Genomic DNA, 15,775 nt, shown 5'->3' on the forward strand with positions numbered 1-15,775 from the left:
GAACAGGACCCAATGGGCGACAACGACGGACAATCTGACGCGGCGCAACGCGCGCATGTCGGACAAGACACCCCCCCAGAACCGGAGGCTTCGAAGCAAGGCGGCTTTTTCAGCCGTGTGATCGAAGCGCTCAGTCCCGCCGATGGTGAGACGGACCCACCTGTCATCGAGGCGGCGCCGGCCCGGCCCCAAACCCATGGCATGATGAACCTGCGCCGCATGCGCGTGGAGGATGTCTCCATGCCGAAGGCGGATATCACCGCGATTCCAGCCACCGCCAGCCTCGAAGAAGTGGTCAGCATATTCAAGGACAGCGGCCTGACCCGTCTGCCTGTCTATGACGGCACCTTGGATACGCCCATCGGGCTTCTGCACCTCAAAGACCTCGCGCTAACCCACGGGTTCAACGGTGACAGCCACGCCTTTGACATGCGCGCGATGCTGCGCCCGCTGCTGTTCGTGCCGCCGTCGATGACCATCGGCGTGCTGCTCACCAAGATGCAGGCCGAGCGCCGGCACATGGCGCTGGTGATCGACGAATATGGCGGTGTCGACGGGTTGGTCACCATCGAGGACCTGATCGAACAGGTGATTGGTGAGATCGAGGACGAACATGATGTCGACGAGGACAAGTTCTGGACGGAAGAGAAACCCGGATGCTACCTCGCCCTCGCCAAGACACCGCTTGAAGATTTCGAGGCCGAGATCGGACAGTCGCTCACCGATCATGACGAGGTCGATGAGGAGGAGATCGACACGCTCGGCGGTCTGGTCTTTATGCTCTCGGGCCGTGTGCCCGCGCGGGGCGAGGTTGTGGTGCACCCGGACGGTCCCGAGTTCGAAGTTCTCGATGCCGACCCACGCCGGATCAAGCGCCTGCGGGTGCGCACGCCAGCGTCCGGGCCGGGATGACCCGGGCCGTCCCCCGGCCCCGCAAGCCGTGGGGGTGGTATGCAGGATTGCCCCGGGCGGGCCGTGTTGCCATCGCCGCCGGTGCGGGGGCCTTGGGCGCGCTTGGGCAGGCGCCCGTCGACCAGCCAATTCTCCTGCTGCTTGGGCTGTCGCTGGTCTTTCTGATGTTCCGCCGCCAGAAACGGACACGCGACGCGGCGCTCGTCGGGTGGTCTTTCGGGGTCGGATATTTTGGCGTGGCGCTGATCTGGATCCTGCAGCCGTTTCAGATCGATCCGGAGCGGCACGCCTGGATGGCACCTTTTGCGCTGCTGCTGTTGAGCATGGGGCTTGCGCTCTTCTGGGGCGCGGCCTTCTGGGTCGCACGGCGCCTCTCGCCGAGGACCTGGCCGCTCATGCTGAGCTGGACCGCCGCCGAACTGCTCCGGGCCTACGTCTTCACCGGCTTCCCCTGGGCCAGCCCGTCCCAAGCGCTGGTCAATGGCGCGGCGGGGCAGGCCTTGGCCTGGGTCGGGCCATACGGGCTCGTGCTCTGGCTGATGTCGCTGGCCTGGATCCTGTCGTTTCCGGCAATCTATCGGCGCAGGCATCTGATGCGCCTCGCGCAGGCAGCGGTGCTTGTCGGGGCCGCGCTGTCGTTCTACCTGCCACCCTCGGCGCCCACCGCACCGCTCTCACCGCATGTGGTGCGGCTGGTGCAGCCCAACGCTGAGCAACATCTCAAATGGCAGCCTGATTTTGCACGCATGTTCTTCGAGCGGCAGCTGGAGTTCACCGCTGCGCCGCCGCAAGCGGGCACGAGCACCCCGGATCTGACCATCTGGCCCGAAACAGCGATCGCTTGGGCCTATGAAGACGCGGGGCCGGCGCTCGACATGATCACCGCGGCGGCCGATGGCGCGCCGGTCGCGCTGGGATTGTTGCGCCGCACGGATGCCGCGCTCTTCAACAGTATGGTTGTGCTGGGTCGTCCGGGGGCGGAGCCGCAAATCTACGACAAGCACCACCTCGTGCCTTTCGGCGAATACATCCCGTTCTCCAGTCTCGCGGACCGTCTTGGCCTCATCGGCCTGGCTCAGGTCTCGCCCGTCGGCTTTGGCGCGGGTCCGGGGCCGCGGACGCTCGACTTCGGCGCTCTGGGGCGCGGGTTGCCGTTGATCTGTTATGAGGCCGTCTTTCCCCATGAAGTGAACGCCGCACCGGAGCGTGCGGATTTCATTGTCCAGATCACCAACGACGCGTGGTTCGGCCGCGATATCGGGCCGCAACAGCATCTCGCACAAGCACGCATGCGCGCCATCGAGCAGGGTCTGCCGCTGATGCGGGCTGCGAACACCGGCATCTCCGCGATGATCGACCCCCACGGACGCATCCTGCACAGCCTGCCGATGGGCGAAGCGGGGTTCGTGGATGCAACGCTGCCCCTGCCGCGCGCGCCGACGCTGTACAGCCGGTCAGGGGATCTGCCGCTTGTCCTGCTGCTCTGCGTCGGGCTGGTCGTGGCGCGTCTTCACCGTACGGTCCTCAAATAGCGATTGACGCTCTGCAACCGGCCACGTATGCAGCGCCGACAGTGTCACAACGGCTTCCTGGCGTGACGCGACGAGATCCAATGGAGCGTTTCATGTCACGAAAGAACTACGTTTTCACCTCCGAGTCCGTGTCGGAGGGGCATCCCGATAAAGTGTGCGATCGCATCTCCGATGCCGTGCTCGATGCCTTCCTGGAGGCCGAGCCCGAAGCGCGCGTCGCCGCAGAGACCTTCGCTACCACCAACCGCGTGGTGATCGGTGGCGAGGTCGGGCTGTCGGACCGGGATGCGCTCAAGGATCACATGGGCCGGATCGAGGAGATCGCCCGCGCCTGCATCAAGGATATTGGCTATGAGCAGGACAAGTTTCACCACGCCACATGTGAAGTGACGAACCTGTTGCACCGGCAATCGGCCCATATCGCTCAAGGCGTGGATGCCCGTGACAACAAGGACGAAGGGGCAGGCGACCAGGGCATCATGTTCGGCTTCGCAACCGATGAGACGCCCGAGCTCATGCCCGCACCGATCCACTACGCCCATGCCGTGCTGCGGCGGCTGGCCGAGGTGCGCAAGGACGGCACAGAGCCCACCCTGCGCCCGGACGCTAAAAGCCAGCTCTCGGTGCGCTACGAAGACGGTAAGCCGGTCGGTGTGACCTCCATCGTGCTGTCGACGCAGCATGCAGATGAACGCCAGACCTCCGAGGATATTCGGGCTATCGTGGAGCCCTACATCCGCGAGGTGTTGCCCGATGGCTGGATCACCGCAGAGACCGAGTGGTGGGTCAACCCCACCGGCACCTTCGTCATCGGCGGGCCAGATGGCGACGCCGGGCTGACCGGACGCAAGATCATCGTGGACACCTACGGTGGCGCCGCGCCGCACGGCGGTGGCGCGTTCTCAGGCAAGGATCCAACGAAAGTTGACCGCTCCGCCGCCTATGCCGCGCGCTATCTGGCGAAGAACGTGGTGGCCTCCGGCATGGCCCGCAAGTGCACGATCCAGCTCAGCTATGCCATCGGGGTCAGCAAGCCGCTGTCGATCTACTGCGACACCTTCGGCACCGGAGAGGTGGATGACGCAGCCATCGAGACCGCAATCGGCCGCGCCATGGATCTCACACCGCGCGGCATCCGCCAGCATCTGCAACTGAACCGTCCCATCTATGCCCGCACCGCCGCCTATGGGCACTTCGGACGCGCACCCGATGCCGATGGCGGCTTCAGCTGGGAAAAGACCGACCTGGTCGCGGCCCTGAAAGCCGGGGTCTGACAGCAACTGGCGCCGAGGCACCAGCGCCCGGCTCAGGTCGACTTGCCAAAGAGGCTGGGGCGGGGTTTCTTGGCCCCAGCGCTCGGGCGGGCCACCGCTCCGGACGTGAGGCGGCGCGGCCCGGCCACGTCGCCGCCGCCGGTTTCGGTCGTCGGCGCTGCCATGTCATTCACGATGACCGGAGCTTTGGAAGACCGGGCCACCGGCGTGCTGAACATGGTCTCGGGCGAGATATCGGTGCCTTCATATTGTTCGAGGTCGTCGAGAAACTCCCAGAGCCGCATGCAGGAATTCTCGATCCGGCCAAACCGCTCCTTGGCCTGCTCGGCGCTGAGATTGCGCGCCTCGCGCAGGTCCCGCAACTGCCGCATCAACCGGCTCAGCACCGGCTTGATCTCATTGGCGCATTCGGTGGAGAACCGCTCCAGCACCGCCTCGATCTGCTGGCGTTTGACGTCCTGCGTCTCCATGCCGATGGAGAGCGAAGACTTCTGCAACGCGTTGATCGTCGCGCGCTTGAACGAGGCAGGCGACAGATCGTCCTTGGTGATATAGTCGCTGCATCCGCGTTTGAGCGCCTCAATGGCGATCTCGCTCTGGCCGTCACCGGCAATCATGATGATGGCCGCCTGCCGGTTTTTCTCATCCAGACGGATCGCATCCAGCGCCATCAGCCCGTTGCCGTCGGGCAGGTTGTAGTCGATCAGGATCAGGTCGAACTTGTCGCGCTGCAGCATCGTGCCCATGGTCTCGAGCCGGTCTGCCTCGACGACGAGGGTTTCGATCTCCAACCCGGCTATGAGCCGCTTGATCCGCGTGCGGTCAAAGCGCTGGTCATCCACCACGAGAACGCTGATCAGCTTGGGCAGGGGTGTGGCCTCTGGCCGGATGCGGGCGTGTATCTTTCCAATCTCGGCCATGGTGATCTCTCCTCTTGAGCCAACGTGTGTCTAGCGCCTCGGCCTTAATTCTTGATGAAACGCAGCAGTTTGCGGTGCGCGGCGTTGCATGCCCGCTGTGTCCAGGCTAAAGCGCGCCGCATGAAACGCCCGCGCAGAAATTTTTACGGCCGCCTCAAGGGCAAGGCGCTGAAGGCGTCGCAGAAGGGGTACCTTGACGAGGACCTCGAGGCGCTCTCGCCCGGCGCCGTGTCGTGGGAGGCCAACCCGGATCGAACCCCGCTCGATCTGACAGCCCTCTTCGACGGCAAACCCGTCTGGCTCGAGATCGGGTTCGGCGGGGGTGAGCATCTGGTGCATCAGGCGGCGCGAAACCCAGACGTGGGTCTCATAGGGGCAGAGCCTTACATCAACGGTGTGGCGATGCTTCTGGGCAAGATCCGCCAGGCCGGGGTGACGAACCTCGCGGTGCATCCGGGCGATGTGCGCGACCTCTTCGATGTGCTGCCCGACGCTTCGATTGACCGTGCCTTTCTGCTCTACCCCGACCCCTGGCCCAAGACGCGCCACCACCGGCGCCGCTTTGTCACGCCCGAGCATCTGGAGCCCTTGTCGCGTGTGCTGAAGCCAGCCGCTGTCTTTCGCGTGGCCACCGATATCGAAGACTACGTGCGCCAGACGCTGGAACAGGTGCCGCGCCACGGGTTCGACTGGCTGGCCGAGCGCCCCGCAGACTGGCAGCAGCCGTGGGACGACTGGCTCTCGACGCGTTACGAGCAGAAGGCGCTGCGCGAGGGCCGCAGGCCGCATTATCTGACGTTCCGCAAGCGCTAACACCCCGTGCCGCTTGGGGCTGGACCCCGCCCGGCGCAGCCGCTAAGCCTGCGCCGACTTTGCACTGACCCCGAGAGCTTCCATGTCCAGCCACGGCACGCCCCTCCCGATGACCTCCCGCCCCTGCGGGCCCCTGACCGGCGCGGCGCGGGTGCCCGGCGACAAGTCGATCTCGCACCGCTCCCTGATCCTCGGCGCGCTCTGCGTCGGCGAGACCCAGATCACCGGGCTGCTCGAAGGGCAGGACGTGCTCGATACCGCCAAGGCCATGCGCGCGTTCGGGGCCGAGGTGACCGATCATGGCGGCGGCAACTGGTCGGTCCATGGCGTGGGTGTCGGTGGTTTTGCCGAGCCTGATCAGGTGATCGACTGCGGCAACTCCGGCACCGGTGTGCGGCTGATCATGGGCGCCATGGCGACCTCGCCGATCACCGCGACCTTCACGGGAGACGCCTCGCTGAACGGGCGCCCCATGGCGCGGGTCACCGACCCGCTGGCGCTCTTCGGCACGCAGGCGGTGGGCCGCGCGGGAGGGCGGCTTCCGATGACATTGGTGGGTGCGGCTGATCCCATCCCGGTCGACTACACCGTACCGGTTCCGTCAGCGCAGGTGAAATCCGCCGTGTTGCTGGCCGGGCTGAACGCACCGGGCAAGACCGTGGTGATCGAAGCGGAAGCCACGCGTGACCACACCGAACGCATGCTCGCAGGTTTCGGCGCCGAGATCACCGTCGAGGAGACCGACGCAGGCCGGGTCATCACCCTGACCGGCCAGCCGGAACTGACCCCGCAAAAGATCGACGTCCCGCGCGATCCGTCCTCCGCGGCTTTCCCGGTCTGCGCTGCGCTGATCGTGCCGGGCTCGGACGTGCTGGTGTCGGGCATCGGCCTTAACCCCACGCGCGCCGGGCTTTATACGACGCTGCGCGAGATGGGCGCGGACCTCACCTATGAGAACGAGCGCACCGAAGGCGGCGAGCCGGTTGCCGACCTGCGCGCGCGCTTCTCGCCCGATCTGAGGGGCATCGAGGTGCCACCGGAGCGTGCCGCCAGCATGATCGACGAATACCCGGTGCTTTCCGTTGTCGCGAGCTTCGCCGAAGGCCAGACCGTGATGCGTGGCGTGAAGGAGCTCCGCGTCAAGGAAAGCGACCGCATCGACGCCATGGCCGTCGGCCTGCGCGCCAACGGCGTGACCGTTGATGAGGGCCCGGACTGGTGGAAAGTCACGGGCCTCGGCCATGGCAACGTGCCGGGCGGGGCGACTTGTGCCAGCCACCTCGACCACCGCATCGCCATGTCCTTCCTGATCCTCGGAATGGCCGCGCAAAAGCCGGTGAGCGTGGACGACGGGGGGCCCATCGCCACATCTTTCCCGATTTTCGAGCTGCTGATGGGAGATCTCGGCGCACATCTGGTGCGCGCCAACGCATGAGCGCGCCCTTCACCATCGCCATCGACGGCCCCGCCGCCGCGGGCAAGGGCACCATCTCGCGGGCCGTGGCGGCACATTACGGATTTGAACATCTCGACACCGGGCTGCTCTACCGCGCGGTTGGCGCCAAACTCTTGCTGGGCATGGACCCCATCGCCGCCGCACAGACGTTGAGCGCAGATGATCTAGAGACTGATGGCCTGCGCAGCCCCGAAGTCGCCCAGGCTGCGAGCAAGGTGGCAGCCATCGCCGCGGTCCGCGCCGCCCTGCTCGACTTCCAGCGCAGCTTTGCCCGCCGGGCCGGGGGCGCTGTGCTCGACGGGCGCGACATCGGCACGGTCATTTGCCCCGAAGCGGAGGCCAAGCTCTTTGTCACCGCCAGCCCCGAGGTGCGCGCCGACCGCCGCTTTGCCGAACTCAGCGCGCAGGGCACGGCGATCAGCCGGGCGCAGGTGCTCGCCGATGTCAAGGAGCGCGATGCCCGCGACCGCAGCCGCGCCGAAGCGCCGCTGCTGCCCGCCAAGAACGCGGTGGAAATCGACACCTCCGAGATGAGCATCGAGGCCGCAATCGCCACTGCCATCGCCGCCATCGAGGCCCGCCGGCGCTGAATGTTGCAACACGCTCACCAAAGGGTGCTTGGCGTTTGAAGTCGTCCAGGGGTAGCCTGCTCCCGGAGTTTCGACGAAAGGGCATTCGCATGGCACGATTTTTTCTGGCGCTGATATTGATCCTGTTTGGCACCCTGAGCGCCGCACAGGAGAGCGAGACCCCAACGCCGGAGAGCCCCACCGAAGCGCCGATGACCCTCGAACGGCTCGCCAGCATCATCCTCGTCATCGACGAAGAGGCGCAGCGGCGCGGGGCCACGATCCAGTTCACCGTCCAGGACATCCCCGTGATGGTCGTGGCGGACCCCCGCGCCGACCGGATGCGCGCCATGGTGCCCATCCGCTCCGCCGACAGCCTCGATGCGGGAGAACTGATGCGGCTGATGCAGGCCAATTTCGATTCCGCTCTGGATGCGCGCTATGCGGTGGCCCAGGGCCGTCTGTGGGGCGTCTTCATCCACCCGCTCTCACCTCTGGAGCAGGACCAGTTCCTCTCCGGCATCGCGCAAACGGTGAATGTGGCGCGCACCTACGGGCAGACCTACTCGGGTGGCGCACAGGTCTTCGGCGGGGGGGATTCCAACGGAATCTACCAGGACCTGCTGGACGAGCTGCGCAAGGGCCAGGCGCTCTGAACGGCAAGCCATAAAAAACTGAATCAATCCGGCTTATACCACGCGATCTGCCTTTTATTGGTAAGGCGCGGTTAACCTTTGCATTGTGAGCGGGCGGCGCAGGGACCTTTGCGCTGTCGCTCACAGATCAGGACTTTTTAGGACCGCATCCCCAACCGGCCCTGAAACTGGACGACCCAACACACCCCGCGTGCGCCTTTTTCCTGTTTTTCGGCGGCACGACTGGGCGTTAGCCAGGCCATTAGCCTGCAGTGGATACTCTGGTGGTGAGGACGCGACAGGCCCCTGCGCTGTGCATCTTTATTGATCAGCACGGGTACCGAAATGAAACATATCATCACCTCCGCCATTGTCTCCGCAGCGCTTTTGACCAGCGCCGCACCGCTGGCTGCCAAGTCCATCATGTTCAGCGGCGAGCTTGAACTTTACAACTATGGCGGTCTCGACCAACCCTTCGGCGCTCTGCCGAACTCCATCAACGTCTCCATCGAACTCGACGAAGATCAGCCGCCCACTGCGGTGGAGGACGGCGGTGTCGCTCAACTGGCCATTTTCCAGACAGCCGTGCAGTCCTTCAGCTACGATGTCTTCGGCGCATTGGGCGGTCTGCTCGGCAGTTGGTCCGCCGACGATGTGCAGATCCAGATGCTCGACTACATCCTCGGCGACGGCATCCAGTTCTTCTCCACGAATATCAGTGGACCGGAGCCGCTGAACCGCATGCAATTGCTCTTCGAAGGGGCGCCCGGCGTGTGGTCGAACCTGATGCTCGATGAGGTGACCGAAGACGTGTTGCGCAACATGACCACCGCGTGGATGGACATCAACGTCATCATCGGCGAGGGAGCCTTCGGCGCGCGCTTTGCCGTCGACACCGACAGCATCACTGTCTCCGACCCGAGCGATCCCGCACCGTCGCCGGTGCCGCTGCCGGCGGGCCTGCCGCTCGTACTGGCCGGGCTCGGTGCCTTTGGGCTGGTCCGGCGCGGGCGGCGGTCTGGCGCTCGGGACGCCGGGGCATGATCAATCGTCTGGCGCGCGGCACTGTCACGGCAGCCCTGCTGTTGGCGCTGGCAACGCCTCTGACCGCCAAAACCATCAGCTTCAGTGCCGCCTTGGAGTCCGCAAACTACGACGGCCAGCCAAACCCGTTTCCCGAACATCCGGTTCGGCTGGATATCGTGCTCGAGCTTGACGAGACGGTGGACCCGATACTGCAGCAAAACCACCCCGAAGGAGGGTCGTCGACGAGCCACGGAAATGCGATCAACGCCCTGACCTACGAGGCCTTTGGAGTGGGTGGCGGCTCGCTGGGTCTTTGGTCCGTCGGCGCGCTCTACTTCGGGATTTCCGATCGGCCAGCAGAGAACACGGATCGAATCGCCATCTATTCCACCGATATCGGTGGACCTGCCCCGCTTGACACCTTTCTGTTGGTCTTTCGGGGGGGCAACAGCGTCTTCTCTGGGAGCGATCTCGGGGTTCTGACGCCAGCCACCTTCGGGGCCATGGCGCTGGGGAATGTGCAGCTTTTGTCCGATGTTACGAACGGGGGAATGAACCTCTTCTATCAGATCGATTTCAACAGCATCGACATCGCTGATGATCTGCCCATCGGGCCCGGTCAACCCGCCGCTGTCCCGCTGCCGGCCGGGATGTCCCTGATGTTGGTGGGGCTGAGCGCCTTGGGTGTGGTCCGGAGCGCGCGTCGCGGCCGGCCCGCCCCGACGGGCCGGACATGATGGCGGGCTTTGAAAAATGGCAGGCGGCGCTTCTGGCGCCGCCGCACGGTCTTCTGCGCTTGCGCCCATGGGTCAACTTGGGTATAGACGCGGCGTTGAAGCAGCGGTGACGGCTGTATGACACAAGGCGAGCGGGGTCGGTTCTCTACCGGCCCTTCGTTTTTTGTCTGGTTGCACCACACATGACCAACCCGCCGCATCAAAGGTGCGCATCATCAAAGACCGGCGGAGACAACCGCGCGGCCAGAAACAGAAACGTTAGGAAACCAACGCCACATGGCAAACACGATGGAAGAGTTTGAAGCACTCCTGAACGAAAGCTTCGAAATGGACACGCCCCAGGAAGGGTCCGTTGTCAAAGGCAAGGTGATCGCGATTGAAGCGGGCCAGGCCATTATCGACGTCGGCTACAAGATGGAAGGCCGGGTCGAGCTCAAAGAATTCGCAGATCCGGGCGAAGCGCCCAAGATCGACGTGGGCGACGAGGTGGAAGTCTTCCTGCGCCAGGTCGAAAGCTCCCGTGGCGAAGCGGTTATCTCCCGGGAGATGGCGCGCCGCGAAGAAGCCTGGGACCGTCTGGAAAAAGCCTATGCCGATGAAGAGCGCGTCGAAGGTGCGATTTTCGGCCGTGTCAAAGGTGGCTTCACCGTCGATCTCGGCGGTGCCGTGGCCTTCCTGCCCGGCTCGCAGGTCGACGTGCGCCCCGTGCGTGACGCGGGCCCTCTGATGGGTCTGAAACAGCCGTTCCAGATCCTGAAGATGGACCGTCGCCGCGGCAACATCGTTGTGTCGCGCCGTGCGATCCTCGAAGAGAGCCGTGCCGAACAGCGCGCCGAAGTGATCGGCAACCTCTCCGAAGGGCAGACCGTCGACGGTGTGGTCAAGAACATCACCGAATACGGTGCGTTTGTGGATCTGGGCGGTGTCGATGGTCTCTTGCACGTCACCGATATGGCGTGGCGCCGGGTCAACCACCCGTCCGAGATCCTCTCCATCGGTGAGACGATCAAGGTGCAGGTCATCAAGATCAACAAGGAAACCCACCGCATTAGCCTCGGCATGAAGCAGCTGCAGGAAGATCCCTGGGATCTGGTGGGCGCCAAGTACCCGCTCGATTCGGTGCACACGGGCCGCGTGACCAACATCACCGACTACGGTGCGTTTGTTGAGCTGGAAGCCGGTGTCGAGGGTCTCGTCCACGTCTCCGAGATGTCCTGGACCAAGAAGAACGTGCACCCCGGCAAGATCGTGTCGACCTCTCAGGAAGTGGAGGTCATGGTGCTGGAGATCGACAGCGCCAAGCGCCGCGTGTCTCTGGGTCTGAAACAGACCATGCGCAACCCCTGGGAAGTCTTTGCCGAGACGCACCCGGAGGGAACAGAGGTTGAAGGCGAGGTCAAGAACATCACCGAATTCGGTCTGTTCGTCGGTCTCGACGGCGACATCGACGGCATGGTCCACCTCTCCGATCTCAGCTGGGACCAGCGCGGCGAGGAAGCCATTCAGGAGTACCGCAAGGGCGACGTGGTTCAGGCGGTCGTCTCCGAAGTGGATGTGGAGAAAGAGCGCATCTCGCTCTCGATCAAGGCCGTCGGTGGCGACAAGTTCGCAGAAGCAGTGGGCGGCGTGAAGCGCGGCTCGATCGTGACCGTGACCGTGACAGCCATCGAAGACGGTGGTGTCGAGGTGGAATACGAAGGCATGAAGTCCTTCATCCGCCGCTCCGACCTGTCACGCGACCGCGCCGAACAGCGCCCCGAGCGCTTCTCGGTGGGCGACAAGGTCGACGTGCGCGTCACCAATGTGGACAACAAGTCCCGCCGCCTGGGCGTCTCGATCAAGGCGCGTGAGATCGCGGAAGAGAAAGAGGCCGTGGAACAGTATGGCTCCTCCGACTCCGGTGCATCGCTGGGCGACATCCTAGGTGCCGCGCTCAACAAGGGCGACGACTAAGGCTCAGGCCTGATATGGAATAGGGAAGGCCCCGCGGAGCGATCCGCGGGGCCTCTTCTATTGGGCAGTCCGGTTACTCCGCGGCTGTTTGCGTCGCGGTGCCGGTCCCGATCCCCTGTTCCCTGAGAAACGCACTGATCTGCCGCCGCGCCACCTCGGAGGGCGCCAGCGTCTCACCCGCATCCTGGAAGCTCATGCGCAGCACGGTCGCGATGTCCTGACCGCGCTCCTCACGCGGGCGCCAATCGGCATCCAGATGGTCGGCCAGATGCACCTCGCCCACCTGCACCCCATCGCGGATATGCCGGATCACCGGATGGATGAAGGCATCGGGCGTGTCGCCGAACACATTGTGCTGCCGCTTCACATGCATCGAATCGCCGCCGAAATCGCCGTATTCGAGCGTGATCCTCAGATGGTCGCGCCCCACGGCATCCGTCTCCTGTACCCAGGCCACCGGCACATCGTGCAGGCTGCGCCCCGGCTGCGCGCCCGCCAGCTCGATTACATCGCAGAGGAACCCGGGCTGCAGGAACACGCCCGAACAGGTGCTGATCCGGTCGATGATCGCCGTGGTCAGCGCGTCGGCCTCCAGTGGCGTCTGCGTGCTGGGGTAGGGCGTGGCCTGCACCCGGCCCGCAACGAACTCGGCCAGGCATTTCACGTTGTGGCGAAACCCATGCACGAAGCCCGACATCGTCTTGCGATAGTCGCGCGACTGCATGATCGTGCCGGCAAAGAACAGCCCTTCGGTGCTCTCGCTCTCCCACTCCGCCGTCATCGCCGGGAACTTGTCGAAGTGCCGCAGGGTGGGGCGGATGTCTTCGGCAAAGATATCCGCATCAAACCGGAACCCGGTGCAGGCAATCACCCGGTCATAGGTCAGCACGATCTCATGCCCGTCCGCCGCGCGCATCTCTGCGGTGACGGTATAGACGCCATTCTCATGCTCGATCTTCGTGGCCTTCGCATCGATCACCGCGTTCTGTGATTTCAGCTGATAGGTGTCGAGGAAGTTGTTGTTCACCGCGCGCAGGTGCCCCACGAAATGGGTCTGCCAGGCAAAGCGCACCGGGTTCGGGCTCATCACATGGATCGAGGCGGCATGTTCCACCAGCGAATCCGCCGTCTCGAAGGCCGAGTTGCCCTTGCCGAGGATCAGCACGCGCTGGTTCTCGAAGGGCTCGGGCGCGGGGTCGAAATCAAAATAGTTGTCGACCAGATCAAACCCCTCGATGCCCGGATCCCACGGCTGCGACACGCCGGTGGCCACGATCACGTTGCGCGCGTGATGCACCGTGCCATCGGCACAGCGCAGCGCGAAGACGTCCTCGGTCTTGGAAACCTCCACCACGTCACTGTTGCACTGAATGTGCTCTTTCATCTGGGCTGCGAAGGTCTCCGCATAGGCCACGAAATCATCCGCCGCCGGGAAGTACTTGCGGCTCCAGTCCTTGAAGAGCAGCCCTTCGTCGTTCAGCAGCGAATTCCAGTCATGCCGCAGCCGCGTCTCGGCGTTGGACAGTCCGGTATGCACCTTGTTGATCGAGATGAACTGCCGATGGCGCGGAAAGGTGCGGAAAAAACTGCACACCTCCGGGCCGCGCTCGAGAATGACGAAGTCGAGCCCCTTCTTCTGAAAATAGTATCCGGCCTGAAGCCCGGCCGGACCGGACCCGATCACGCACACATCGCGTGTCACATCTTGCAGCGTCATGAATGGCATTCCCCTGAGTTGGCACTATTGTCTTGAGGCCCGTTGGTCTTATTGGAATTGATGGGCTCCCCTCGGGTCAGATAACCAGATTTGGGCATTTCACGCAACGCGCGAGCGGCCCCCAAAGCGCTCGCCGTATCGTTTAGTTGGCCGATGCCCAGACGGCGCGCAGCGGCCCGCCCGCGATGGCCGCGGCGCGCGTCTATATGAGGATCTCCGGAGGCCACCGCAGAGGGCTCCGAATCAGCGCCCGTCGCTGCGTTGCGGCATTACCGCGACGGTCCGCAGCAATCACGGGCCGCGCAGGTCCGACGGAAAAAATGTGCCGAAATACAGCGTCTTCCACGGTAAAAAAGCCGATTGCCGCCCACGGGCTCACTTTCCGAAAGGCGGGTTTGTTTCTATAGTTGCGCAAACAGGTGCCTCCAAGGGACCGACACACAACAAGGGATGCTGCCATGATCCGTTCCGAGCTGATCCAGAAGATCGCAGACGAAAACCCCCATCTCTATCAGCGCGACGTCGAGCGGATTGTGAACACCATTTTCGAGGAAGTGACCGGGGCTATGGCACGCGGCGACCGGGTCGAACTTCGCGGCTTCGGCGCCTTCTCCGTCAAGAAGCGTGATGCCCGCGTGGGCCGCAACCCGCGCACCGGCGAAACCGTGCATGTGGAAGAAAAACACGTGCCCTTCTTCAAGACGGGCAAGCTGCTGCGTGACCGGCTGAACGGGAAATCCTGATGCGCTACATCCGCTACGCCTGCATCGCCGTCTTCGGGATCGCGCTGATTGCGGTCGCCATTGCGAACCGCGGCCTGGTGTCGCTGCAGCTGATCCCCTCGGAGGTCGCGGGCTGGTTCTCCGTGAACCCGCAGATTGAGTTGCCGCTCTTCATCGTGATCTTCGGCGGCATCGTCGTGGGCCTCTTGGTGGGCTTCGTCTGGGAATGGGTGCGCGAGCACGGCCAACGCGCCGAAGCCGCCCGCCAGGCGCGCGAGATGCGCCGGCTCGAGCGTGAGATTGCCCGCCTCAAGGACGAGAAAAATGCAGGCAAGGATGAGGTTCTGGCCCTGCTCGACGAGGCGAGCTAAGCACCTGCCGCTTGTGTCTTCGGACCGCCCGTGATCAAACCCGGCCATGGCTGACAAGATTTCCGTCAAGATTTGCGGGCTGCGCACCGCTGATGAGGTCACCGCCGTGGCCAAGGCCGGTGCGACCTATTGCGGCTTCACCTTTTTCGAGAAGTCCCCACGCTGCGTCACACTGGATGACGCGCGCGACCTCGCGCTTGGCGCGCCTGTCGGTTTGGCGAAGGTCGCCCTGACCGTGAACGCTGACGATGCCTTCCTCGACGCGCTGACATCGCAGGTGCCGCTGGACATGCTGCAACTGCATGGCAGCGAGCCGCCCGCGCGCGTCGCTCAGATCAAGGCGCGCTACGGGCTGCCGGTGATGAAGGCGGTGGGCGTGGCCGATGCCTCCGACTTGCCAAAGCTCGAGAGCTACTTCCCCGTGGCCGACCAGATCCTCGTGGATGCGAAACCGCCCAACGGCGGTGCGCTTCCGGGCGGCAATGGCCTCACCTTCGACTGGCGCCTGATCGCGGGCCGCCGCTGGCCGGTGCCGTGGATGCTCGCCGGTGGGCTCACCCCGGATAACGTTGCAGAGGCGATCGCCATCACCGGCACGAAACAGGTGGATGTGGCCTCCGGCGTCGAAAGCGCGCCGGGGGTGAAAGACCTCGACCTCGTACGCGGTTTCGTCACCGCCGCACAGGCATGACCGTCACCTTCCGCCCCGCCACCCGCGACGAGGTGGCCGATGTGCTGGCTCTTCTCCAGGACGACAAGCTCGGTGCCACCCGTGAAGGGCTCGATCTGGCCGACTACCAAACCGCCTTCGACAGCATGACCGATGAGGCGGCCAACCACCTCATCGTGGGTGTGCGCGAGGGCCGGGTGATCGCCACCTACCAGATCACCTTCATCTCGGGGCTCTCTCTGCGCGCCGCGCGCCGTGCCCAGATCGAAAGCGTGCGCGTGGCGTCCGATCTGCGCGGGCAGGGGATCGGTCAGCAGATGATCGCGGACGCCATCGCCCGCGCCAAAACCGCCGGGTGTAGCCTGATCCAGCTCACCATGAACAAAAGTCGCACCGACACCGCCCGGTTCTACGAGAGCCTCGGCTTTACCCCTTCGCACATCGGGTATAAACGCAACCTGATCTGAC

16 protein-coding genes and 1 riboswitch are annotated in these 15,775 nt (G+C 64.4%); of the genes, 14 read left to right on the forward strand and 2 right to left on the reverse strand.

Features of this window, described 5'->3' with window-relative positions; genetic code table 11:
- Window positions 1-12 precede the first annotated feature (12 nt).
- The 3 genes from Q1A71_RS13145 (at window position 13) to metK (ending at window position 3,718) form a co-directional block, all read left to right on the forward strand.
- A complete protein-coding gene (locus Q1A71_RS13145) occupies window positions 13-912 on the forward strand; it encodes a hemolysin family protein (protein WP_299676735.1) in 900 nt (299 codons plus the stop codon).
- On the forward strand, window positions 909-2,444 hold the full coding sequence (gene lnt, locus Q1A71_RS13150) for an apolipoprotein N-acyltransferase (RefSeq protein WP_299676737.1): 1,536 nt from the start codon (window positions 909-911) through the stop codon (window positions 2,442-2,444). Before Q1A71_RS13145 ends, lnt begins: the two co-directional genes overlap by 4 nt.
- 38 nt (window positions 2,445-2,482) lie before the next feature.
- Window positions 2,483-2,532, forward strand: a riboswitch (SAM-SAH riboswitch).
- A gap of 4 nt (window positions 2,533-2,536) precedes the next feature.
- Window positions 2,537-3,718, forward strand: a complete 1,182-nt coding sequence (gene metK, locus Q1A71_RS13155; RefSeq protein ID WP_299676739.1) for a methionine adenosyltransferase — start codon at window positions 2,537-2,539, stop codon at window positions 3,716-3,718.
- Between the two features lie 32 nt (window positions 3,719-3,750).
- Here metK and Q1A71_RS13160 read toward each other — a convergent pair whose 3' ends face one another.
- Window positions 3,751-4,638 (reverse strand): response regulator, encoded by an 888-nt coding sequence (locus tag Q1A71_RS13160; RefSeq protein WP_299676742.1) that lies wholly within the window; start codon window positions 4,636-4,638, stop codon window positions 3,751-3,753.
- A 120-nt stretch (window positions 4,639-4,758) separates the two neighbouring features.
- Here Q1A71_RS13160 and Q1A71_RS13165 point away from each other — a divergent pair, with 120 nt between their 5' ends.
- From Q1A71_RS13165 to rpsA, 7 genes are all read left to right on the forward strand, one after another.
- Window positions 4,759-5,451 (forward strand): tRNA (guanine(46)-N(7))-methyltransferase TrmB, encoded by a 693-nt coding sequence (locus Q1A71_RS13165; RefSeq protein ID WP_299676745.1) that lies wholly within the window; start codon window positions 4,759-4,761, stop codon window positions 5,449-5,451.
- 82 nt (window positions 5,452-5,533) lie between these two features.
- Entirely contained in the window at window positions 5,534-6,886 is a 1,353-nt protein-coding gene (aroA, locus tag Q1A71_RS13170; protein ID WP_299676748.1) for a 3-phosphoshikimate 1-carboxyvinyltransferase, read from the forward strand.
- Window positions 6,883-7,497 (forward strand): (d)CMP kinase, encoded by a 615-nt coding sequence (locus Q1A71_RS13175; RefSeq protein ID WP_299676751.1) that lies wholly within the window; start codon window positions 6,883-6,885, stop codon window positions 7,495-7,497. Before aroA ends, Q1A71_RS13175 begins: the two co-directional genes overlap by 4 nt.
- An 89-nt stretch (window positions 7,498-7,586) precedes the next feature.
- Window positions 7,587-8,132 carry a hypothetical protein gene (locus tag Q1A71_RS13180; RefSeq protein WP_299676754.1) on the forward strand — a complete coding sequence of 182 codons (546 nt, stop codon included), beginning with the start codon at window positions 7,587-7,589 and terminating at the stop codon, window positions 8,130-8,132.
- Window positions 8,133-8,456: 324 nt separating this feature from the next.
- Window positions 8,457-9,155 carry a VPLPA-CTERM sorting domain-containing protein gene (locus Q1A71_RS13185; RefSeq protein WP_299676756.1) on the forward strand — a complete coding sequence of 233 codons (699 nt, stop codon included), beginning with the start codon at window positions 8,457-8,459 and terminating at the stop codon, window positions 9,153-9,155.
- Window positions 9,152-9,874 carry a VPLPA-CTERM sorting domain-containing protein gene (locus Q1A71_RS13190; RefSeq protein ID WP_299676758.1) on the forward strand — a complete coding sequence of 241 codons (723 nt, stop codon included), beginning with the start codon at window positions 9,152-9,154 and terminating at the stop codon, window positions 9,872-9,874. The genes Q1A71_RS13185 and Q1A71_RS13190 overlap by 4 nt, the downstream gene beginning before the upstream one ends.
- A 198-nt stretch (window positions 9,875-10,072) precedes the next feature.
- Window positions 10,073-11,827, forward strand: a complete 1,755-nt coding sequence (rpsA, locus tag Q1A71_RS13195; protein WP_299677043.1) for a 30S ribosomal protein S1 — start codon at window positions 10,073-10,075, stop codon at window positions 11,825-11,827.
- Between the two features lie 73 nt (window positions 11,828-11,900).
- Here rpsA and Q1A71_RS13200 read toward each other — a convergent pair whose 3' ends face one another.
- Entirely contained in the window at window positions 11,901-13,544 is a 1,644-nt protein-coding gene (locus tag Q1A71_RS13200; RefSeq protein WP_299676760.1) for an NAD(P)-binding domain-containing protein, read from the reverse strand.
- Between the two features lie 458 nt (window positions 13,545-14,002).
- Between Q1A71_RS13200 and ihfB the strand changes: the two genes are divergently transcribed.
- From ihfB to Q1A71_RS13220, 4 genes are read left to right on the forward strand one after another with little or no spacing between them, the layout of a single operon-like run.
- Window positions 14,003-14,287 carry an integration host factor subunit beta gene (ihfB, locus tag Q1A71_RS13205; protein WP_219506738.1) on the forward strand — a complete coding sequence of 95 codons (285 nt, stop codon included), beginning with the start codon at window positions 14,003-14,005 and terminating at the stop codon, window positions 14,285-14,287.
- On the forward strand, window positions 14,287-14,637 hold the full coding sequence (locus Q1A71_RS13210) for a LapA family protein (protein WP_299676766.1): 351 nt from the start codon (window positions 14,287-14,289) through the stop codon (window positions 14,635-14,637). The genes ihfB and Q1A71_RS13210 overlap by 1 nt, the downstream gene beginning before the upstream one ends.
- 46 nt (window positions 14,638-14,683) lie before the next feature.
- Window positions 14,684-15,328 (forward strand): phosphoribosylanthranilate isomerase, encoded by a 645-nt coding sequence (locus tag Q1A71_RS13215; RefSeq protein ID WP_299676768.1) that lies wholly within the window; start codon window positions 14,684-14,686, stop codon window positions 15,326-15,328.
- On the forward strand, window positions 15,325-15,774 hold the full coding sequence (locus Q1A71_RS13220) for a GNAT family N-acetyltransferase (RefSeq protein WP_299676770.1): 450 nt from the start codon (window positions 15,325-15,327) through the stop codon (window positions 15,772-15,774). The genes Q1A71_RS13215 and Q1A71_RS13220 overlap by 4 nt, the downstream gene beginning before the upstream one ends.
- The last annotated feature ends 1 nt before the right edge of the window (window position 15,775 follow it).

The organism is uncultured Roseobacter sp., assembly GCF_947493125.1.
Classification (GTDB): Bacteria; Pseudomonadota; Alphaproteobacteria; order Rhodobacterales; family Rhodobacteraceae; genus Roseobacter.